Origin of the sequence: Prosthecobacter sp. (genome assembly GCF_044222565.1) — a bacterium.
GTDB lineage: Bacteria > Verrucomicrobiota > Verrucomicrobiia > Verrucomicrobiales > Verrucomicrobiaceae > Prosthecobacter.
Genome location: NZ_JBGANA010000041.1, coordinates 16,921 through 36,842 on the forward strand (window position 1 = coordinate 16,921; position 19,922 = coordinate 36,842).

Consider the following 19,922-nt stretch of genomic DNA (forward strand, 5'->3'; position numbering starts at 1 on the left):
GCAAGAAGACCCTTATATGCTTCAAATCATAACCGGTAAATTTTTTAAATCCGGCGAACGACATCTCTCCGAAGGAAAGGCGGTTCTTTATTCCAATTATCGTTGGGTCCTTCCAATAACAACTTGCGTAGGCCGATTAGAGCCATTGGATACACGTTCAGCAGTTACATCATACCTATTCACATATACAAATCAGTTAGAAAAGCAGGAGGGCCCATTCAATCTTGTTCGTGTTGGTGATGGTGAAATAATCGACCACTTTCGTCTCCTGTGTGAGTTTGGGTTGCGCTCGTCGTTCGAAGAAGATCGGAGCTTGGTTGCACACCGCTGCCGACTTGGAACCGCTGGAATATCGGAAAAAAGCGCTCCATCACAGTTACTGCCACGCTACTTCGCATCTTGCATTGAAGGCAATCTCCAAGAGTCTAATGACTTTGCTTCTCTGGTTGCAAAGGTTGTCAGCCTAAAGCGGCAGGACTTTTTGTCTATTATTAAGGCACTTCGAGCATTCAATGGTGCCTTAGAGGCCGTTGATTCAAGCCTTGATCTTGCATACTCCATACTGGTCTATGCACTAGAATCACTTTCTCAGAAATATATTAGCTACAATCCCGAATGGGAGGATTTTAATGACCGCACTCGACACAAACTAGAACCACTGCTCGCCGGAGTCGGAGTTGAAACAGCGGCAAAGATTCGCTCGGCCCTTCTCAGTGACGCACATTTAAAGCTAAGTGCAGGTTTCCAAGAGTTCATTTGCACTCATGTGGAAGACACTTTTTTTATTTCGGAATCAGTCCTGCGAACATCTCCTTTGCAACATTGTGATTTGCGTCGTTCGGCGCGAAATATTTATAATATTCGTTCATCCTACGTCCATGAATTGACGCCGCTGATGCATCAGCTTCATGTTCCTGAAATTTCGATAGGAGATGTATTTCGATGGGAACGGGAGCCCTACCTTACCTTTAGCGGATTAGTACGACTCGCTGATCATGTCATTCGGACACTAATCCGGCGTTTACCCTCGGTCGAAAATGAGGATGTGAACTGGCGGGCTGAACTGCCCGGCAAAATTCGTCTGCATTTGGCCTCCCAGCATTGGATTTATCAATCCGAGAAATTTGACGCCACCACAGCCCACCGCTACTTTGGAGGCTTCCTCGAAAACATCCTCGCTGCAACAATAGAATCGAAGCCCATTACCGAGATGGGCGCAGTGATTGAAAAAATTGAGCGGATTGCTCACACGGGGAATTTAGAACAACGGAGATCGATGATCGCATTGTACTTTCTGTATAATTCTTTTATCCCTTCTGAACAAGTCAGCCCTAATTGGGATCAATTTCAGGATAAGCATAGAGCCATTTTAGAACAACCTTGTATCGAGATGATGGTTGCCGGATTATTGATTGGCGGCCAATTCCCCTGGTCCGCCGCCGAAGGCGAAACTGCGCTTACCAATTACCAAAAAACTCGCTTTCGCAAAGGCATGCTACACATCCCGTCCCGCATAGAAGGCGCTCTTAGCGTTGCCCTTGCAAATCGTTCATTGCAGGAACAGCAAGTCGAAAAACATCGCTTTTTCCTGCGTAACGCCATTTTAAATTCAGCGGGCTGTCCACAAATTCAAATTCTGCTCCAGCAGTCCTGCGACGCTTCCCGCTATGCGGACATAGCTATACTGCTCCCCCATCTACATAATTCACAAGAATTTAGTACTGGGGGCGATTTGGCCAGGGCTGCATATTTTAAATTTCTTGATCGCAAAGAGTCTGGAAAAGAGGGTGACGCGTTAAGCGACTGGTTAGAGGCCGAATTGGAAGAGGCTCAAAGAACTTCTGTACTTCGGGAAGGATGAGATTCTTCGGCTCGATAAAAGAAAAACGTTCATCCTAATATAACCAGCCGCAACCTTTAACATTTCATCTCCCCATAAACCTCCGCTTCCTCACCCTGGCCAGCCTTCTCACCGCCACCACCTTGGCCGCGGATGCACCGAAGCTGCCTGCCATCCCCGCAGAGCCGACGGCGAAGAAGGAGCTGCTCTTTTCCGATGACTTTGAGCGGGCGGAGCTGGGCAAGGACAAGGGCTGGGCCACTGGGGTGCCGACGTTTTCGGTGGAGAATGGCACGAGGACTCTCGCCGCACCGCGGCGACAATTCACCTTTCCCGAAGCCGCCTGACCGCGCTACTCTGATGGAGCCATGCCAGCCAAGCCCAAGCCTCGCACGCTCGCTCCCAAACCCGCCGCCCCTGCCGCGCCGCTGCTTGCGGAGGTGCGCGATCTCATCCTCACGGCCCGCGAAGCCGTGGCCCGGACCGTCAACGCAGGTCTGACGCTCCTGTATTGGGAAATCGGCACCCGCATTCGCCGGGACATTCTCGAAGAAAAGCGGGCTGATTATGGCGAAAAGATTGTGCACGCACTGAGTGCACAATTGGAAGCCGAGTTTGGCCCCGGCTTCACCAAGCGAAACCTGTTCAACATGATGCGGTTCGCGGAAGCTTTCTCAGAGCGGGAAATAGTGCACGCACTGAGTGCAAAATTGGGTTGGACCCATTTTCGTCGCATCATCTACCTCGACGACCCGCTGCAGCGCGACTTCTACGCCGAGATGTGCCGCATGGAAAACTGGAGCACGCGGACGCTGGAGCAGAAGATCAAGAGCATGCTCTACGAGCGCACGGCGATCTCGAAGAAGCCGGACAAGCTCATCAAGCAGGAGCTCGCCGCCCTGCGCAGTGAGGACAAGCTCACGCCCGACCTCGTCTTTCGCGATCCCTACATCCTCGACTTCCTCGGGCTGAAGGACACCTATGCCGAGAAGGACGTGGAGACGGCGATCCTGCGCGAGGTGGAGAGCTTCATCCTCGAACTCGGCATCGGCTTTGCCTTCCTGGAGCGGCAGAAGCGGATGCAGATTGATGCCAGGGACTACTATCTCGATCTTTTGTTCTACCATCGCAAGCTCAAGCGGCTCGTGGCGATTGATCTGAAGCTAGGTGACTTCGAGGCGGCGGACAAAGGGCAGATGGAGCTGTATCTCGGCTGGCTGAAACGCCACGCCGTCGAGCCGGGCGAAGAAGCGCCGCTGGGAATGATCCTCTGCGCGGGCAAGAACGATGAGCACGTCGAGCTGCTCGAACTCGCCAGCAGCGGCATCCACGTGGCGACTTACTGGACCCAACTGCTGCCGAAAAAGCAGCTCGAACGAAAGCTCCACCAAGCCGTCGTCCGCGCCCGTCAGCGCCTCACTTTGAGTGATGGCAAAGCTGGGAGGAAGACGACCCGCAAGGCTCAATAAGCTGACAAACCGCCGCCTGCCGTGTGCCATTCATGCCATGCCATTCATGCCAGGCATTATATCATTACCTCCTCATAAACCACTCACGTTTAAATCGTTATAATGATTCAGACGGCCTCTAGCAGGCGCGTGGAAGGCAGAGAAGCGGTAGATTCATCTTCTTTCCGAGGCCAAGCCCCTCTTGCCAAATTTCCCGTTTCGTGTTTATTTCGTGCATGGCAACAAAGACGATTACCTTGGAACTCGATGCCTACGAGAAGCTGCGGCAGGTCAAACGTGGAGGCGAGTCCTTCACGGAAGTAGTGCGCCGTGCGGTCTGGCTGGATGCTCCGGCCACGGGGGAAGATCTGCTGCAATACTTCCACAACGGCGGCAGCGGTGTCTCGGACAAGTATCTGGACGCGGCGGAAGAGGCGGCCAGGCATGACCCCATTCCCGACGATCCATGGGCCTGATCCTCGACACGAACTTCATCATCGTGGCCGAGCGCGAGGCCAAACGAGGAGTGACGACCACGATCGACCGTTTCTTTTCCAGCCGGGCAAAGGAGAGCTTTTACATCACTTTCACGGTGGCGGGCGAACTGGCCTGCGGCCAGTCGGCGAGCCCCAAAAGGGACTGGGAGCGCCTGTGCCGCCCCTACCCGATCCTACCATGGACGAACGACATCGCCTGGCAGTATGGTGAGATCTACCGGACACTCGCGGCCAAAGGACAACTGATCGGAACCAATGACCTGTGGATCGCCGCGACGGCGCTGGTGCATGGCATGGGAGTCGTCACCAACAATGTGGATGAGTTTGGTCGTGTGCCGGGTTTGACGGTGGAGCCTTATTGAAGTGGTGTGCGAAACTGATTTCCGGAAAGCGAACGTGGAGACGCTCGGCGGCGGCTTGAGGACAAGCCGCCCTACCTCGCGCTGAGCGCTCGCGTGCCCACCGCTGGTAGGGCTGGCTGTCCTCAGCCAGCCGCTGTCGAAGCCCATGATTTTCGAGCACGAAGCAACCTGCTAAACGGAAATGAGTTTTGCGAACCGCTATCAAAGATGGCTCCTCACCTGCGCAACTCGCACGCGGCGGAGCCCGGCAACGTCCGGCCCTTCCTTTTCGACAATGCGCTGACAAACCGCCGTGCCCCACGCGTTCCCTCTCCCCATGAACGTCCGCTTCCTCACCCTGGCCAGTCTTCTCACCGCCTCCACCTTTGCCGCCGATGCGCCGAAGCTGCCCCCAATTCCTGCCGAGCCGACGGCGAAGAAGAAAGAGCTGCTCTTTTCCGATGACTTTCAGCGGGCGGAGCTGGGCAAGGACAAGGGCTGGGCCATTGTGGTGCCGACGTTTTCGGTGGAGAACGGCGCGCTGAAGGGCACGCAAATGCGCTTTGACGCGCCGGCTAAGGATGGCAAGCCGCCGGTGAAGGGGCATCAGGCGGTGATCGGCAATGACATCCCGACACAGGACAGCGTGATCGAGTTCCGCTTCCGGCTCGGCGGGGCGCAGTCGGTGACGGCGGAGTTTGACGACCGCAAGTTCAACGGCTCGCACTACGGGCACCTATGCATGGCGCGCATCGCGGCGGACAAGATCATCCTCGTGGACCAGAAGGGCCTGGCCGAGGCCCGCCCCGAAGGCGCCACCGGCGAGCCCCCGACTCCGAAAGGCCGCAAAAACGTCTCCTTCCCGCTCAGCCTCGATCCCGACGCCTGGCACAGCTTCACCCTCGAAACCGTGGGCGACACGATGCGCGCCTCCATCGACGGCCAGCCCGTGGCCTTCCTCCAGTCCCCCGGCATCGCCCACCCGACGAAGTCAAAGGTGGAGTTTGGCTGCATGGGCAAGGACGGCTTCTTTGACGACCTCAAGATCTGGAGCGCGGAGGCGGTGCGGTAGAATGGAGAGAGGCCGGGCTCGAAGACAGATGTCGATATGAGAGCGAAGGGGTTCAGCTGTCGAAAAGCTCAACAAAGATCTTAGGAGTCGGAGCGTAGATATAACGCTCGTCGCAAGGCGTGGGTGTGGATTGCTCCATGGTCATTGCGCTTTCCCGACGTCTTTCAATGACAGCGCGTTTGTGCCGGTTCCGGCGCAGGCGGGATGGCAGAGCCCACTTCCACCATGATGCTCGCACTTCGTCGAGATCCATGAACCACTCGCGACAGCCCTCGGATGTGTCCACGTGACCACATTTGAGGCAACCTGACTCCAAAAAACGGTTGAGCCACTGCGACCCTTTCCGAAGCCCCCGACGTGTGTAGAGCCGCTCCAGCTCCAGCTCCGCCAGATAGATCTCCTTGCATGCCGGGCAGCGCAGGAGGCTGAAGCAGCAATAGGGATCGTGCGTGCAGCCACGCTCAGACGGCACACGCGTGGCAATGCGGCGCTTGGAAAGCCAGTATCTCATGCGAATCCCTCGGCCATCCAGTGGAGGTCCGCATCCGCAAATTCAACCCGTTGCGGCGCTCCGGGCCGATATGTGATATCTTTTGTCCTCTGTTTTGGGAACGATGGACCAGGCGAAAGTGCGTGGGATCAGGATGATCCCACTCCTGCCGGAGGTGCTGGGCCAGCGAGAGAGCTTTTTCTGGACATGCGTGGATGAGGCTCGGTATTCCGATACCGAGTCGGCACCGTCGCGGTATTGGAATAGCCTTCGGCTGTCTCCGGTCCGGCTCCGCGCTACATCTCCCGATGCCAACCGCTGTGAGAGGAAGAACTTCGCATGGCACGGCGTCCGAGGGAGGGTGATTTCGCTGCCTTGGCCTCACTTTGACGGGATGGTAGCTTTAGCGCCAGATTCTCCGCATTCGACGAGCCTCATCTCGCAGTCGCCGGGGGTGCCGTGGTGGACGTAGGTGTAGGAGGTGATGCCGATGCCGGCGACGAAGAGGACATTCGTGTGGTCGGGACTGGTGCGGAAGGTGAGGCCGATGGTGAGGCGTTTTTCGGAGGGCGCGCCTTTGATGGCGGGGTCGGGCTTTGCGGTGGAGACGTCTCTGACGGCCCAGCAGTAGCGGGCGCCGAGCTTGACCTGTTCAGGATCGCCAAAGCGGTCGCCGATCTTGGGCGGAAATTTGAAGAGGATCGTGTCGGGGCTGATGAGTTTATCGGGAAGAACGCCGCTTGATTTGAGGGTTTGAAAGGTCAGCGCGAGGTTTTCTGCATCGGTCACTTCGTGGAACTCTCCGATGGAGGTGAGGATGACGATGGTGTCGCTGCGTTTAGTTTCGTCCGAATACCACGCCAGATCGTGGGGGTGACCTTTGAGCAGGGCTGCTTTGAAGGTGGGAGCCTCGGCGGTGTCGATCACCTCGGAACGCCAGCCGGTGATTTGCTTTTCCGTGGTTTTGCCTTCGGCGGCAAATTTGACCTGTCCGTCATAGAGCCAGTAGTGGCCTTTGACGAAGGGGAACACTTCGCCGCGGGGCTTGGCGGCATCTGCGGCGAAACTGGATGCGACAAAGAGAAGAGTGCCGCCTAGAACGAGCAAGATTGACTTCATAGTGGGATTTAAGAAGCGAGGGAGGGCTGGGGAGGGCGAGGGTGTGCCTGTTCCGCAGGAACAGGACTACTTGGCGCGCTCACTCGGAGTCCCCGAGGAGCTTGCGCATTTCGTTGGTGTATTGGTCGGCTTCTTCAAGGGCTTCGTCCGACAGGCGCTGCCAGGTCTTTTGACGGGTGGCGCGGAGTTCATCGAGCCGCTTTTGCTGATCGGGTGCGGCTTTGACTCCGGCCTTTACTTTGGATGCGTAGCGGCGCAGCTGATCATACTTCTCGTCCTTCGGCAGCTCGGTAGCGAGCTTGACCAGGAGGTCGCTGGCTGCCGGGGTGGCCATGTAGTAGGCCCACAGCGCCACCGTGGCCTTGCTGGTGTCAGACATGGGCTTTTCCAGGCGCTTGGTCACGGCGGCAAGCACGCGCTCCACGGGAAGCTGCGAGACGGCGTAGATGAAGCAGTAGTTCTGCCCGAGATTGAGGACATGATCGACCAGGAAGACCTGATAGTCTTCGACGTCGAGGATCTCCAGGGCTGCGTCATTGACATCGAGGCCGCGACGGCCAAAGTCGATCAACGTGCGGAGGTGAGGCTCTCCGCGAACGTCCCGGGGATCTCCTTTGACGAGGCAGCTGGCGGCGAGCTTGAGATTTTCCGGGGTTTCCTGCAGTGTGAGCAGCAGCAGCGCGCCATCGTAGTAGAAGTAGGGGACCATGCCCTGCCCGGGCAGCATCTTTTTCAGCGCGGCGATGAAGTCCTCGGGCCGTTCTTTGGCGGCCTCCCACACGGCGATGATCTCGGCATCGTAGGCTTTGAACGCGGCGGCGTCCTTGATGGTGTGCGGCTCCAGGTGATAGGCATTCTTCAAGATCTCCTCGGCGGGCCGTCGTTCGGCGGCTCTGAGGGGCGGGCGAGGTTTTTCGCCGGCGGGGTCTGCCTGCTGGCCCATGAGCAGGGTGGCAAACATCCAGAAGAGGCTGAGTGGCAAAGCGCGCATCTTCTTAAATAGTTATTCATTCATCCCCCGAGGCAAGAGCTATTAAACTGCCAAAGCTTTAGAGACGGATTCAAAACCGCCTGCGTCATTCCGCACTTGTGCAGGGCGTGTTCCCCTTCCTTCTTTCTCTCTCAAGGGCCAACGCCATGACAGGAACCCAACCGCAACCTCCGTCTGAATACTTTTTCGAACGGTATCCCTGGAACAACCGGGCGGTGTTGTTTTGCCTGGCGCTGCTGATGGCGTGCAGCGACTTCCTGGCGGGGCCGGTGGTGTTTTTTCCGTTTCTGTTCGTCATTCCCGTGGCGCTGATGGCGTGGAACTGCGGGCTGCGCACCGCGATGTGGCTGGGCGCGGTGCTGTGCACCATCCGGTTCTGCATCCAGTATGCATGGGGCATTCCGTATGCGTTTCACGTGGCCGTCATCAATGCGATCCTGCGGCTGGGGATTTTGTTCTTCATCACGTTTCTGTGCGGGAAGCTCTCGCAGCAGACGCAGGCTCTGCGCGCCCGCGTGCGCACGCTGGAGGGGCTGCTGCCGACGTGCGCGCACTGCAAGGACATCCGTGACGAGAGCGGAGAGTGGCAGCAGATTGAAGAATACGTGGCGTCAAGATCTGAGGTGCAGTTCACCCACGGCATCTGCCCGAAATGCGCGGCCAAACATTTCGGCCACGTGATGAACCGGGAGGAGAAGAAAGACGCCGAGGACTGATGCGGCGCGCTGTAGGCGGCTCAAGGGAGCTAGACCAACTCTCAAAAATCTTGTCACATTGCCCGGGCGGCGGAGCGGCACCATTGGCTGCGTTAGTCGCTTGCCTGTTATTCTTCAATAGCAGACGGCGCTCCCGCCTTGCCACTGGGGCCGCTGCGCTCGCCGGTTCAATATGACAATCTTTTCGAGAACTGGTCTAAATCACCTCGCTGATGACTTTCACGTCCTTGCTGGTGTCCACGATGGGGATGGGGCGGTCAACGCCGGGCGGGCGGTTGATCTGCTTGTAGTCGATGCCGAGGATGGTGCAGATGGTGGCGAGGAAATCGGGCACGCTGATGGGGCGGTCCACCACGGTGGCGCCGTCGCGGTCAGTCTGACCGACGACCTGGCCGCCGCGGATGCCGCCGCCGATGAGGACGGTGCTCCAGGCCTTGGACCAGTGATTGCGCCCGCCGCCGGTGCATTGGGGCGTGCGGCCGAACTCGCCCATCCACACCACCAGCGTGGAGTCCAGCAGGCCGCGGCTTTTGAGATCGGTCACGAGCGCAGCCATGGCGGCATCGCACTCCAGCGAAAGGGCGCGCACGCGGGGAAAATTGTCGCGGTGGGTGTCCCAGCCCACTCCGTCTCCCATGACCACCTCCACGAAGGGAACGCCGGATTCCACCAGACGACGCGCCATCAGGCAGCCCTGGCCAAAGCTGCCGGCGCTGGCGCCGCTGCTGACCATTTTTCCCATCTTGCCACCGGAGGCGGCAGGAGCAGAGCCAGGCGCACCTGCGGGCGGGCTGTAAAGATCGCGCATGCTGGCAGGCTCGCGTGAGAGGTCGAAGGCTTCCTTCTGTTGCGAATTCATCAGCCGTACAGCGCGCTCCACCGCCTTGTGGTGCGCCTCTGCGGCGGGGCTTTGGAAACGGGAATGGAAGGCTGCGTCGAAGCCCTGCAGGAGATCGAGCTGACGACGGAACTGCGCGGGCTCACCGGCAGGCTCCACGAAGTCCAGCCCGCGGATGGGATCGTTCACCGCGAGCGGCTGGTGATCGGGCCCGAGAAAGCCTGAGGTCAGCGCCTCCTGCGGTCCGCGCCCGATGGTGATGAAATTCGGCAGGGCGACATCCTGCCTGCCGAGTTCTTTGGAAACCAATGCGCCAAAGCTGGGAAACGACACGGCTCCGGCGCGATTCTGGTAGCCGGTGTGCAGCTGGTAGGTGGCCAGCTTGTGGTCGGATTCCTGCGTGCTCATCCCGCGCAGGATGGCTGCGTGCTGCATGAGCTGTGCGAAGCGGGGGAAGTGCTCGCTGATGCGGATACCGGAGACGGAGGTCTCGATGGCGCTGAACTCTCCGCGAATATCCGCGGGTGCGTCCGGCTTTGGGTCAAAGGTGTCGATGTGGCTGGGGCCGCCCGCCATCCACAGAAGGATGCAGGCTTTGGGACGTTTTCCTTCCGGAGCTGCTGCTGCCAGCCGGCCGAGCCAGCCGCTGAGCGGGAGGCCTGCGCCGATGGTCGTGCCGGTGGTGCTGAGAAATTGCCGCCTGGGAATCGGAGTGTTCATGATGGATTGTGTCAGGGGTCAGCGTCAGTGATTGAGAGAGAACTCGCTCGTCATCATAAGCACCCACGCGAGCTCGCGCAGGGAGCCCTTGCTCAGGAATGCGACGGCCTGACGGCGCTCGTCTGCCGAGGGCTGGCGGGAGAGGAAGGTGAGGAAGACATCGGATACGAGTGAGTCCTGCATACTGACCGAGCCGCCTGCGCTCTGCGGCGACTGCAGCGCGGAGAGGGAGAACTGTCCGGAGTTCATCTGCCGCAGCAGGTGCGGAATACCGCGGCGGTAGGCGGTGGGATCGGGATCACCGCTTTCGCCAAAGAACTGTACAAACTCCCAGCGCGCGCCCTGTTTCGTATCAATGCCCGACACTTTTCCGGGTGAGCCGCAGACGGTTTCCAGTGCATCATAGAGCTGGCCGGCTGAGAGCACCTTGACGGCCATGCGCCCAAACAGCGCTGTCTGCTTGCTGGCGAGGTCCCCTGCCCCACCCTGGCTGGTGCGCTGGTAGGCACGCGTCAGCACGATGGCGCGGGTGAGAAACTTCAGATCAAAACCTGAGGCTGCAAAGCGGCGCGCCAGCCCGTCCAGCAGCACCGAGTGGCTGGGGGGATTTCCTTCGTGCATGTCATCCACGGGTTGAACAAGGCCGCGGCCAAAAAGCCGCCACCAGGTGCGGTTCGCCATCGCACGCGCAAAAAACGGATTCCCTGGCGCAGTCATCCATGCGGCGAGCGCGGCGCGATGCGTCTGCCCAGCTTCGGCGTTCAATGCCTTGCCGCCGGGAAAGGTGGGAGTGAGCTGCATGAAGCCATCCGGCTTGCCCGCCTGGGTGAGGGAGGCCAGCGTGAGACTGGGATCGTCCACCACGCCTTTTTCATAGACTTGCTTGGCGCGCTTCGGCGTCTGGATCTGCGTGAAGAACGCCGCCATGCCCCAGAACTCCTCCTGCTTCCACTTTACCACGGGGTGGTCATGGCACTGGGCGCAGTTCAGCCGCACGCCGAGGAAGTAGCGGCTGGTGAGATCGGTGAGGTCCGGGACGGCGCGCGGCAGGCGGGCCTCGATGAGGTAAGTCACCGCGGGATTGTCTTCCATTCTGCCGGTGGCGGTGAGGAGATCGGTGACGATCTGGTCCCAGCGCCGTGTGTTGAACTGCACCGCCAGCCAGGCTCGAAAAAGATCCGAACGTTTGGCCATCTCATCCGCGAGCGGAGACATCAGGTAGGCCTGCCACATGTCCGCCATGTAGCGGCCATAGCTTTCATCTGCCAGGAGGGCGTCCACCAGTCGCGCACGCTTGTCCGGTGTGGCATCAGCCAGAAAGTGACGCGTCTGCTCCAGCGTGGGAACGGTGCCGTGGAGATCCAGGTAAATGCGGCGGATGAACTCCGCATCATCTGCGAGAGCTGCGGGCTGCGCTTTTTCGTTACGCAGCTGCGTGTCGATCTGCTGGTCGATCAATGCCGCGAGTTCTGCGGCGGCATCGGCCGCATGGGATGGGGTGTCCACTGCGACGGCGAGTACAAGCACGATGAGAGAGCGGAGCAGGCGGCGCATGGTTGTGCTTTCCAAAAAAGGTTGAGCCAGTATGCGGCGAAGTTTTCCCCTCAAGCAGAGAGAAGAACCTCGAGCGAACTGGCGGCAGGCATAGAAACGAGCGCGCCTGACTGCATCTTTCTGAGGGTGATCTAGGGGGATGAACCGATGCCGACCAGCCCATCCGCTGTGGGCTTCGTTCACGATGATCTGGAAACCCCAACCTTAATCCACAGATCCATGACCTCCACCACTGACACTCACGCCGACAATCTCCGCATGTATGTGAACGACACTGCCGCGATGGCAAAGCACATCGAGGGGGCTTTTGACCAGCAGCGGAAGGATGATGACGTGCGCGCCCATCCCGCGGCGCATGAGCTCATCGAGCGCATGCACAGCACTCTGGCGGCGCAGCGCACGACGATGGAACGGCATGCGGAAGCTCTGGGTGGCGGCGTGGGCGCATCTCTGAAGGAAGCCGTGACCACCGTCACCGGTGCCCTTGCAGGACTGTATGGCAAGGTGCGCAAACATCCCCTCTCCCGCATTCTGCGGGACAACTACACCGCCATCTCCCTCGGCTGCGTCTCCTACGAGATGCTGCACACCACCGCGCTGGCGCTGAAGGAGCAGGCCCTGGCAGACACCGCGCTGCGCCATCTGAAGGAGCTTGCCCCGCTCATCATGGCCGTCACGAAGATCATTCCCGAGGTGGTGCTGGAAGAGCTCGCTAAAGAGGATCCCGCTCTCGACACGTCTGTGGCAAAACAGGCGCTGGAAAACACGCTGAACGCCTGGTGCGCTGAATCGAAGTGAGCGCGTGGAATTCATTCCGCAGCCCGGCGCACTGAAGCGAAGTCCGCCTCTTGGGGCGTCTGGCTGCGGAGGACGCCGTGGCTTTGCTTTTATCCCTTCATGCGAGAGACGAAGAAATGGGTGTCGACAACCCTCGGCCTTTACGGCCGCCTGATGCCTGCTCCATTTGCGAATAGTCGGGTGACAAACCGCACCCCACCTTTCACCGCGCCATTACGCCATGCAAAAAGTCACTCCTTTTCTCTCCTTTGACGGCAAAGCCTTGGAAGCTGCCGAATTCTACACGTCGCTGCTGCCAGACTCGCGCATCGATCGCGTCACGCACTCTCCCATGGACACCCCCGGTGGCCCCACGGGCACGGTGTTGGTGGTGGAGTTCACGCTGGCGGGCATCTCCTACGTCGCGCTGAACACGCCTGGCTTCACCTTCACGGAGGCGGTGTCGTTCATGATTCAAACCGAGAACCAGGCCGAGACGGACCGGCTCTGGGAAGCGCTGACCACCAATGGCGGAGAGGCCGTGGCCTGCGGCTGGCTCAAGGACAAGTTCGGTTTGTTCTGGCAGATCACGCCGACGCGCATGCTGGAGCTGCTGCGCGATCCTGACACCGCCCGCGCCCACCGCGCGATGAAGGCGATGACGGAGATGGTGAAGATTGACATTGCTGCGATTGAGCGTGCGGCGGGTGATGCTTAGGCAGCACCCTGCTTGGCATTGATGCGTAGAGTTCTGCTTTGTGCGGACATGCGGGCGCAGCAAATGCTCTGGCGGCGGGAGCAGCATGGCTTACCATGGCCCCCATGATCTGGGAGAGACTCAAGACATGGTTTGGTGGCGGGCCCCATGAAGAGGCGGTGTTCCATGAAGAATGGATCGAAGTCTTGAAGAAGAATGTGCCGCTGTATGCACGGCTGCCGGAGGATCTTCGGCAGCGGCTGCACGGAAGGATCGCGCAGTTCATCGCCACGATCCGGTTTGAAGGCTGTGGCGGGCTGGAGCTGACGGAGGAGATGATCCTGACGGTGGCGGCGCAGGCCTGCCTGCTGGTGCTGCGCCGGGAGGGCAGACCTTATCCCAAGCTGAGTGCTGTGTACATTTACCCCACGACCTTCAGCTCTGTCAGAAAACAGACGGACGCACACGGCATCGTCACTGAAGGCAATGTGCGGCGGCTGGGAGAGTCCTCGGGCTGGGGCACGGTTGTGCTTGCCTGGGACTCGGTGGTCCAGGGGGCACGCTACATGGATGACGGCGACAATGTGACCTTCCATGAATTTGCACACCAGCTGGATCACGAAGATGGGCCGACGGACGGCGCCCCTGCCCTGCCCAGCGGCGCTGCCTACCGGAAGTGGTCGCGGGTGTTTCATGAGAACTATGCCGACTTCCTGCAGCGCACGGAGGAGGGAACCGAAAAGGTTCTGGATGCCTATGGCGCAACCAATCCAGCGGAGTTCTTTGCCGTGGCCACGGAGACATTCTTTGAAAGGCCGCAGCAGTTGTTTGAAGAAAGGCCGGAGATGTTCGGGGAACTGAGCAGGTTCTACCACCTGGACCCTCGGGGGTGGTGGCAGGAGAATTGAGGCGGCGCAGGGTGGAGTGAGCATCCCTGTTGCGGAGGGGCCGTTCCCGGCCACTTCTACCAGAGTCTCACGCCAAGGCGGAGGCACCACCCTACCCAACCCAACTGCAGCCAGCCACCATGAAACTCTCGTTCTTGTCATTGTCTCTTTCCGCCGCGTCGCTGCTTTTGATCGCGGCATGCCAGACGAAATCCGAACCGAAGAAGACGACAAAGGACAGCACGCAACCTGCTGCAAACTCCACAGACCGGATCACGACGGCGAGCGGTCTGCAGTATCAGGTGATCACAAGCGGACCTGCAGGCGGACGCTCGCCAACGGCAACAGACACCGTGACGGTGCACTATATCGGCATGCTGACCAATGGCACGGTCTTTGACAGTTCACTGGATCGCGGACAGCCGCTGACTTTGGGGGTGAATCAGGTGATCCCGGGCTGGACGGAGGCGCTGCAGCTCATGAAGCCCGGAGACCAGTGGCTGCTCCACATTCCCGCGCGCCTCGGCTACGGCAGCCAGGGTGCGGGTGAGAAAATCCCGCCGAACAGCGATCTGATTTTCAAAGTGGCGCTGATCTCCGTCAACGGCGCGCAGTGAAACAATGACCCTTTCTCTTTTCTGAATCCCAACTCTCCAACCTTTCCACACGAACTCCCCCATGAAATCACGCCTCCTCCTCGCCACGCTCGCCCTGGCTGTCTCGATTACCGCATTTGCGGCTGACTTTGTGCCTCTGTTTGACGGCAAGACTCTGACCGGGTGGAAGAATCCGTATGACTGGGGCCAGATCGACATCGTGAATGGAGAGATCCATCTCACGGGGGAGAAGAAGTTTTTTGTGGTGACGGAGAAGAGCTATGGAGACTTCATCTTCGAAGGAGACATCCTGCTGCCGGAGGGCCAGGCAAACAGCGGTTTCATGTTCCGCGCGCACGTGGAGAAGAACAAGGTCTATGGATACCAGGCCGAAGTGGATGGTGATGCGAAGCGCAAGTGGTCCGGCGGCCTGTATGATGAAGGACGCCGCATGTGGTTCATCAGCCCGATCAAGGGAAACAAGGAAAGCGAAGATGCCTTCCGTGCGCGTGCCGGAGATGCCTTCAAGCGCAACGACTGGAACACCTACCGCATCGAGTGCCGAGGCAAGCATCTGAAAATTTTTGTGAACGGTGTGCTGACCACGGATGTGGAAGATGACAAGGATGCGACGGGCGTGATCGCCATTCAACATCACGGGGAGAAGGGGCAGACGTATAAGTTTCGGAATCTGAAGATTCAGGAGCTGAAGTAGAACTGCGGCGACACGGACAAAACCGTCACAGATGACTTTCCCGCCATGAAGCATCACTTTTTTTCCGCACTTCTTACCCTGGCTTTTTCGTTTTCTGCATTGGCGGAGGACTTTATGCCGTTGTTTGACGGAAAGACGCTTGCGGGCTGGAAGAACCCTTTTGAATGGGGACAGGTGGATGTGGTGGACGGCGAAATCCGCCTGAGCAGCGAGGACAAGTTTTTCCTGGTGACGGAGAAGACCTACGGGGACTTTGTCTTTGAGGGAGATGTCTTCATCCCACCCGGCAAGGCGAACAGCGGCTTTATGTTTCGCGCGCATGCGGAGAAGAACAAGGTCACGGGGTATCAGGCCGAGGTGGATGGGGACGATGCGCGGCAGTGGTCCGGAGGACTGCAGGAGGCCGGCGGGCGGGCGTGGTTCATCAGCCCGATCAAAGGGAACAAGGTAAGTGAAGCGGCCTTCCGCGCGCGGGCCGAAACCGCCTTCAAGCGCAATGACTGGAACACCTACCGCATTGAATGCCGTGGCAAGAGCCTCAAGATTTTCGTGAATGGTGTGCTGACGACCGATGTAGAAGATGACAAGACCACAAGCGGTGTGATCGGCATTCAGCATCACGGGGAGAAGGGGCAGACGTACCGGTTCCGGAATCTGAGGATTCGGGAGCTGAAGTAGGGGGAAGGTCAAGGGCTGCGCGTCGAGTGGTGGCACGTCGGAGGTTCGGAAGCACGAGACCTGCCGTCGCCTTGACCTCGGATTCTTCTACAAATCCATCATCGCATCCATCACGGCATGGCTGAGTTCGGAGACGGCGTCGCCATCGGAGTAGTGATTGATCATGAGGGCGTAGCAGTATTCTTCGCCAGATTTGCTCTGCGCGTAGCCGGTGAAGGTGCGGATGCCTGACATGGCGCCGCCTTTCCAGATGAGTCCGTCTTTGGCCAGAAGAGAAGCTTTGTAGGCAGCGCCCTGCGGGCCGGTGCCGGCGAAGTATTGCAGACGGGCGAGATCGAGCGGGCGTATGAAATCAGCGCGGGCGAGGCCACAACCGTCTTCCATGCGCAGGCCGGTGAAGTCGAGGCTGCGCGTTTTCCAGTGCTCCAGGACGACCTCTGCAGAGGGTTTTCCGGCCTTGATGCCGAGCATGCGGAAGACGCATTCGGTTTCGTGATTGTCCGATGTGGCGTGGATGCTTTTAATGATGGCGAGCAGCGGCGGGGAGTCGTGCTTCAGCAATGAATGAGTGACGGGAGCCATTCCGGTGTGGTCGCTCACTTGAATGCCGACGGCCTGCAGTGCGGCGCGGAGATGATAAGCGGCGAAACGTGCGGGATCTGGCACGGCGCCCTGGACTTTGAACTTCGTGGCACCCAGAGGCACGGTGCCGCGCAGAAAAATCTCCTCGGTTTTTTCACCGCCATGGATGACCGCGCCATCGCCGGAGTCCTCGGGACCGGTGGTAACCTCGTTGTTCCAGATGGCACCTGGCACTTCCAGATTGATGCCGAGGATCTGCGCCGGAGAGCCGACTTCCGAACCTGCATTGAATGCAACGATATAGCGGTTGTGATTGAGATTCAAACCGGCCACTCCACTACCGTAGCCGTTGCCAATGTCGCCCCAGTTCCAGAAGTCTCCGTAGAGGCTGCCGGGGAAAAGGGTGGCGTCCGTGCGAACGCCGCCCGTTACACGCATGAGGCCGCGCTTTTTTAGTTCGGCGGCCATGGCTTTGAGGTCGTCCAACTTTAACATGGGATCGCCGCCTCCTACGAGAATGAGGTCGCCTTTGAGGATGCCGCTTTGAATGGGAGCGGTGGATTTGAGCTCGGTGGTAAAATGAAAGTCAGGTCCGAGAATCTCCAAGGCTGTGGCGGTGGTGAGAGTCTTGAGACTGGAGGCCGGGATGAAGGCCGTGGTGGCGTTTTCGTCGAGCACGACTTCTCCTTTGCTGTCGAGGAGGGAGAAGCCGATGGCAGCGCCCGCGAGAGCGGGATTGGCACGGGCCTCCTGAAGTAATACTGAGACGGGGTGTAGAGGAGGTGACGATGGTTCGGGGGCAATTGGGGGCGGTGGTGCAACAGGAGCGAGGACCGCAGGTGCGGTTGCGATTGGTGCGGGCAGCTTTGGAGGCGGAGCCTTAAATGGTGCGGCAGCTTGAAGAGGCGTCTCCCTGTAATGAATGAACAGCAGGCCGGTCAGCGCGGAGGCGAGAAGGAGGATGAGGATGTTTTTCCACATGGGACTCAGTGTAACCTGAAAGCGGGCAGCGCCAAGCATGGTGCTTGCAGTTTGGAGGCACGAGGACAGTTTGGGCGCATGAAACCGGAAAAAGTGAAGTTCATGCTGATGGCGGCTGACATGAAGCGCGCGGTGAGTTTTTACCGTGATGTGATCGGCCTCGATGAGATTTTTGTGAGCGATTTCTGGACGGAACTGCGGTTTGGAGATGCGATCATCGCACTGCATGGCGGGCACGATGGATCCCGAAATCCCACGGGACTGAGCTTTCAATATGAGGATGTACTGGCGATGGCGGAAAAGATTGCCGATGCGGGGGCGAAGATTTTGCAGGCACCGGAGCAGCGGGATGGAGAGCCTATTTTGCTGGGTGTGTTCCGTGATGCTGAGGGGAACGAGGTGTTTATGACGCAGTACCTGGGGTGAAGGAATGACGAATGACCGAGGGGGGAAGGAACGGGCGGAGGATGATCCGGCATTTCCTCTTCCCCATGGCTGACCATTGCATCTCGCGGGGGACGTATTATATGAAACGCCCCCCAGATGCATACCTCCTTCATTCCCACGCTCGATGCACTCCCTGCGCGCAAGACGCCGCTGATGGAGCGGTTTGCGACGTTGCTGGAGCCAAAGGGGCCGGCGCAGATCGAGGCGATGGCCAAGGAGTCGCGGATGATCACGCGGCGGAATTTTGGACGGACAATGCGACTGTTTGCGCCGCTGTATGTTTCCAATGAGTGCGTGAACAACTGCAGCTACTGCGGCTTTTCACGCGACAACAATGCCATCCTACGTGTGACGCTGACAGTGGACCAAGTCGTGGCGGAGGCGAAGCATCTGGTGGCGCAGGGCTTTCGCAACATCCTGCTGGTGGCGGGCGAGCATCCGAAGTTTGTGAGTGATGGCTACCTGGAGGAGTGCATCCGAGCGATTCGCGAGTTTGTGCCGACGATCGGGATCGAAGTGGGGCCGATGGAGGCGCCGGAATATGAGCGCATGGTCAAAGCGGGAGCGGAGGGCCTGGTGGTGTATCAGGAGACCTATGACCGCGAGATTTACAAGGACATGCACACGGCGGGGCCGAAGAAGGATTTTGACTGGCGGCTGGCGTGTCCGGAGCGCGGGTATACGGGTGGGTTTCGACGCATCGGCATCGGGGCGTTGTTTGGCCTGAGTGACTGGCGCCTGGAGGCGCTGCGACTGGCGGCGCATCTGGAGCATCTTTATAAACATTGCTGGAAATCGACCTTCACGGTAGCGTTTCCCCGGCTGCGGCCTGCGGCGGGTGGTTTCACACCGATGACGGATTTTCCGGACTGGGCGCTGGTGCAGACGATCTGTGCCTTTCGAATCATCTTCCCTGAAGTGGGTGTGATTTTGAGCACGCGTGAGCCTGCGCCGCTGCGCGATGCGTTGGCACCGCTGGGTGTGACGGTGATGAGCGCGGGCAGCCATACGGAGCCGGGAGGCTACACGGGTGCTGGCTCTGAGGACCTGCACCTCACGGTGAAAGGAAAGCGCGTGGAGGTGGCTGAGAAAGCGGAGACGAATCGTGCCGAGGGGCAGTTTGGCATCGCGGATCAGAGGTCGCCGCAGAGTGTGGCGGAGATGCTGAGGAAGCAGGGGCTGGACCCGGTGTGGAAGGATTGGGATGCGTCGATTTTGGCGACGATGACTGCGTAGTTTTTTAGAAGACCATGAAGATTACTTTGAATGGAGAGAAGCGTGAAGTGACGGGACCGTTGACGGTGAGGTCGCTGCTGGAAAGCATCGGGCTGGGTGGCAAGCCTGTGGTGGTGGAGCAGAATCAGAGGGCGCTGCTGCCGAGGGAGATTGAGGGGGCGAGCGTGAGTGAGGGGGATGTGATCGAGGTGGTGCAGATCACGGCGGGGGGGTAGGAGGCTGGGGACCGGACGGTCTGCTGCGAAGTGAAGCCCGAACTATGAGAGAAGAGGCTGACGCAGCGGCGGAGATGGGATTGTGACTCGAAAGTGTCTTGATGAAGCGGAGCGACTTGATCGAGGACGAGTTCGAGTAGGAGGACGAGGACGATTTTGGGTTAGCGGGAGACGCCGGCGTAGCCGTGGCCGCTGGAGCAAAGGCGGAAGAGGTGATTGCACACTTCGTGGGCGGAGAGGATGCCGGTGCGGGGGAGCTGGTCGAAGTCGCCGATGAGAACGGGCCAGTCGGCGCGGTCTTCGGGGATGCGGCCGTGGGAGCCTTTGACGAGGGTGGCGTCGAGGGGGATGACGTCCATGAGCATGCGCTGGCCGAGGGCTTTTTTAGCGAGCTTGGAGCCGATCTTGAGCTTGGGCCATTTGATCTTAGGATCGACAAAGAGCTCGGCGGGGTCGTAGCCACATTTGCGGTGGATGTCCACGCA

General features: G+C 59.2%; 22 protein-coding genes and 1 pseudogene. 16 read left to right on the forward strand and 7 right to left on the reverse strand.

Annotation, left to right across the window (positions count from 1 at the left end):
- Positions 1-16 precede the first annotated feature (16 nt).
- The 6 genes from ACILSR_RS31810 (at position 17) to ACILSR_RS31835 (ending at position 5,198) form a co-directional block, all read left to right on the forward strand.
- Entirely contained in the window at positions 17-1,861 is a 1,845-nt protein-coding gene (locus ACILSR_RS31810; RefSeq protein WP_395753859.1) for a hypothetical protein, read from the forward strand.
- Positions 1,862-1,983: 122 nt separating this feature from the next.
- Positions 1,984-2,187: a hypothetical protein gene (locus tag ACILSR_RS31815; RefSeq protein WP_395753860.1), complete on the forward strand. Its 204-nt coding sequence runs from the start codon at positions 1,984-1,986 to the stop codon at positions 2,185-2,187.
- 21 nt (positions 2,188-2,208) lie between these two features.
- Positions 2,209-3,309, forward strand: coding sequence for a YhcG family protein (locus tag ACILSR_RS31820; protein ID WP_395753861.1), 1,101 nt, complete (start codon positions 2,209-2,211; stop codon positions 3,307-3,309).
- Positions 3,310-3,524: 215 nt separating this feature from the next.
- On the forward strand, positions 3,525-3,764 hold the full coding sequence (locus ACILSR_RS31825) for an antitoxin VapB family protein (protein ID WP_395753862.1): 240 nt from the start codon (positions 3,525-3,527) through the stop codon (positions 3,762-3,764).
- On the forward strand, positions 3,755-4,147 hold the full coding sequence (locus tag ACILSR_RS31830) for a type II toxin-antitoxin system VapC family toxin (protein WP_395753863.1): 393 nt from the start codon (positions 3,755-3,757) through the stop codon (positions 4,145-4,147). The genes ACILSR_RS31825 and ACILSR_RS31830 overlap by 10 nt, the downstream gene beginning before the upstream one ends.
- A 316-nt stretch (positions 4,148-4,463) precedes the next feature.
- Complete coding sequence (locus ACILSR_RS31835; protein ID WP_395753864.1) at positions 4,464-5,198, forward strand: hypothetical protein; 735 nt, start codon at positions 4,464-4,466, stop codon at positions 5,196-5,198.
- Positions 5,199-5,250: 52 nt separating this feature from the next.
- Here the strand turns inward: ACILSR_RS31835 and ACILSR_RS31840 are convergent, their stop codons facing one another.
- From ACILSR_RS31840 to ACILSR_RS31850, 3 genes are all read right to left on the reverse strand, one after another.
- Positions 5,251-5,709, reverse strand: a complete 459-nt coding sequence (locus ACILSR_RS31840) for a hypothetical protein (RefSeq protein ID WP_395753865.1) — start codon at positions 5,707-5,709, stop codon at positions 5,251-5,253.
- Positions 5,710-6,069: 360 nt separating this feature from the next.
- Positions 6,070-6,807 (reverse strand): hypothetical protein, encoded by a 738-nt coding sequence (locus tag ACILSR_RS31845; RefSeq protein WP_395753866.1) that lies wholly within the window; start codon positions 6,805-6,807, stop codon positions 6,070-6,072.
- 79 nt (positions 6,808-6,886) lie between these two features.
- Positions 6,887-7,798, reverse strand: a complete 912-nt coding sequence (locus ACILSR_RS31850; RefSeq protein ID WP_395753867.1) for a hypothetical protein — start codon at positions 7,796-7,798, stop codon at positions 6,887-6,889.
- Between the two features lie 146 nt (positions 7,799-7,944).
- On the opposite strand from ACILSR_RS31850, the gene ACILSR_RS31855 reads away from it, so the two are divergent.
- On the forward strand, positions 7,945-8,514 hold the full coding sequence (locus tag ACILSR_RS31855; protein ID WP_395753868.1) for a hypothetical protein: 570 nt from the start codon (positions 7,945-7,947) through the stop codon (positions 8,512-8,514).
- Positions 8,515-8,710: 196 nt separating this feature from the next.
- Here the strand turns inward: ACILSR_RS31855 and ACILSR_RS31860 are convergent, their stop codons facing one another.
- Together ACILSR_RS31860 and ACILSR_RS31865 are read right to left on the reverse strand one after the other, a co-directional pair.
- The gene (locus ACILSR_RS31860) at positions 8,711-10,072 is read right to left on the reverse strand and encodes a DUF1501 domain-containing protein (RefSeq protein ID WP_395753869.1); all 1,362 of its coding nucleotides are present in this window, start codon (positions 10,070-10,072) and stop codon (positions 8,711-8,713) included.
- A 24-nt stretch (positions 10,073-10,096) separates the two neighbouring features.
- Positions 10,097-11,626, reverse strand: a complete 1,530-nt coding sequence (locus tag ACILSR_RS31865; RefSeq protein ID WP_395753870.1) for a DUF1549 and DUF1553 domain-containing protein — start codon at positions 11,624-11,626, stop codon at positions 10,097-10,099.
- Positions 11,627-11,845: 219 nt separating this feature from the next.
- Here ACILSR_RS31865 and ACILSR_RS31870 point away from each other — a divergent pair, with 219 nt between their 5' ends.
- The 6 genes from ACILSR_RS31870 (at position 11,846) to ACILSR_RS31895 (ending at position 15,976) form a co-directional block, all read left to right on the forward strand.
- On the forward strand, positions 11,846-12,424 hold the full coding sequence (locus tag ACILSR_RS31870; RefSeq protein WP_395753871.1) for a hypothetical protein: 579 nt from the start codon (positions 11,846-11,848) through the stop codon (positions 12,422-12,424).
- 220 nt (positions 12,425-12,644) lie between these two features.
- Positions 12,645-13,121, forward strand: a complete 477-nt coding sequence (locus ACILSR_RS31875; RefSeq protein ID WP_395753872.1) for a VOC family protein — start codon at positions 12,645-12,647, stop codon at positions 13,119-13,121.
- 104 nt (positions 13,122-13,225) lie between these two features.
- Positions 13,226-14,008, forward strand: coding sequence for a zinc-dependent peptidase (locus tag ACILSR_RS31880; protein WP_395753873.1), 783 nt, complete (start codon positions 13,226-13,228; stop codon positions 14,006-14,008).
- A gap of 119 nt (positions 14,009-14,127) precedes the next feature.
- Positions 14,128-14,604 (forward strand): FKBP-type peptidyl-prolyl cis-trans isomerase, encoded by a 477-nt coding sequence (locus ACILSR_RS31885; protein ID WP_395753874.1) that lies wholly within the window; start codon positions 14,128-14,130, stop codon positions 14,602-14,604.
- Positions 14,605-14,665: 61 nt separating this feature from the next.
- A complete protein-coding gene (locus tag ACILSR_RS31890; RefSeq protein WP_395753875.1) occupies positions 14,666-15,298 on the forward strand; it encodes a DUF1080 domain-containing protein in 633 nt (210 codons plus the stop codon).
- Between the two features lie 45 nt (positions 15,299-15,343).
- On the forward strand, positions 15,344-15,976 hold the full coding sequence (locus ACILSR_RS31895; RefSeq protein WP_395753876.1) for a DUF1080 domain-containing protein: 633 nt from the start codon (positions 15,344-15,346) through the stop codon (positions 15,974-15,976).
- A gap of 87 nt (positions 15,977-16,063) precedes the next feature.
- Here the strand turns inward: ACILSR_RS31895 and dacB are convergent, their stop codons facing one another.
- Complete coding sequence (gene dacB, locus ACILSR_RS31900) at positions 16,064-17,539, reverse strand: D-alanyl-D-alanine carboxypeptidase/D-alanyl-D-alanine-endopeptidase (RefSeq protein WP_395753877.1); 1,476 nt, start codon at positions 17,537-17,539, stop codon at positions 16,064-16,066.
- A 78-nt stretch (positions 17,540-17,617) separates the two neighbouring features.
- Between dacB and ACILSR_RS31905 the strand changes: the two genes are divergently transcribed.
- The 3 genes from ACILSR_RS31905 (at position 17,618) to thiS (ending at position 19,437) form a co-directional block, all read left to right on the forward strand.
- Positions 17,618-17,965 carry a VOC family protein gene (locus ACILSR_RS31905; protein WP_395753878.1) on the forward strand — a complete coding sequence of 116 codons (348 nt, stop codon included), beginning with the start codon at positions 17,618-17,620 and terminating at the stop codon, positions 17,963-17,965.
- Between the two features lie 117 nt (positions 17,966-18,082).
- Complete coding sequence (gene thiH, locus ACILSR_RS31910; protein ID WP_395753879.1) at positions 18,083-19,222, forward strand: 2-iminoacetate synthase ThiH; 1,140 nt, start codon at positions 18,083-18,085, stop codon at positions 19,220-19,222.
- A gap of 14 nt (positions 19,223-19,236) precedes the next feature.
- Positions 19,237-19,437: a sulfur carrier protein ThiS gene (gene thiS / locus ACILSR_RS31915; RefSeq protein WP_395753880.1), complete on the forward strand. Its 201-nt coding sequence runs from the start codon at positions 19,237-19,239 to the stop codon at positions 19,435-19,437.
- Positions 19,438-19,598: 161 nt separating this feature from the next.
- Here thiS and ACILSR_RS31920 read toward each other — a convergent pair.
- Positions 19,599-19,922, reverse strand: a pseudogene (locus tag ACILSR_RS31920) (alkaline phosphatase family protein); the annotation flags it as partial.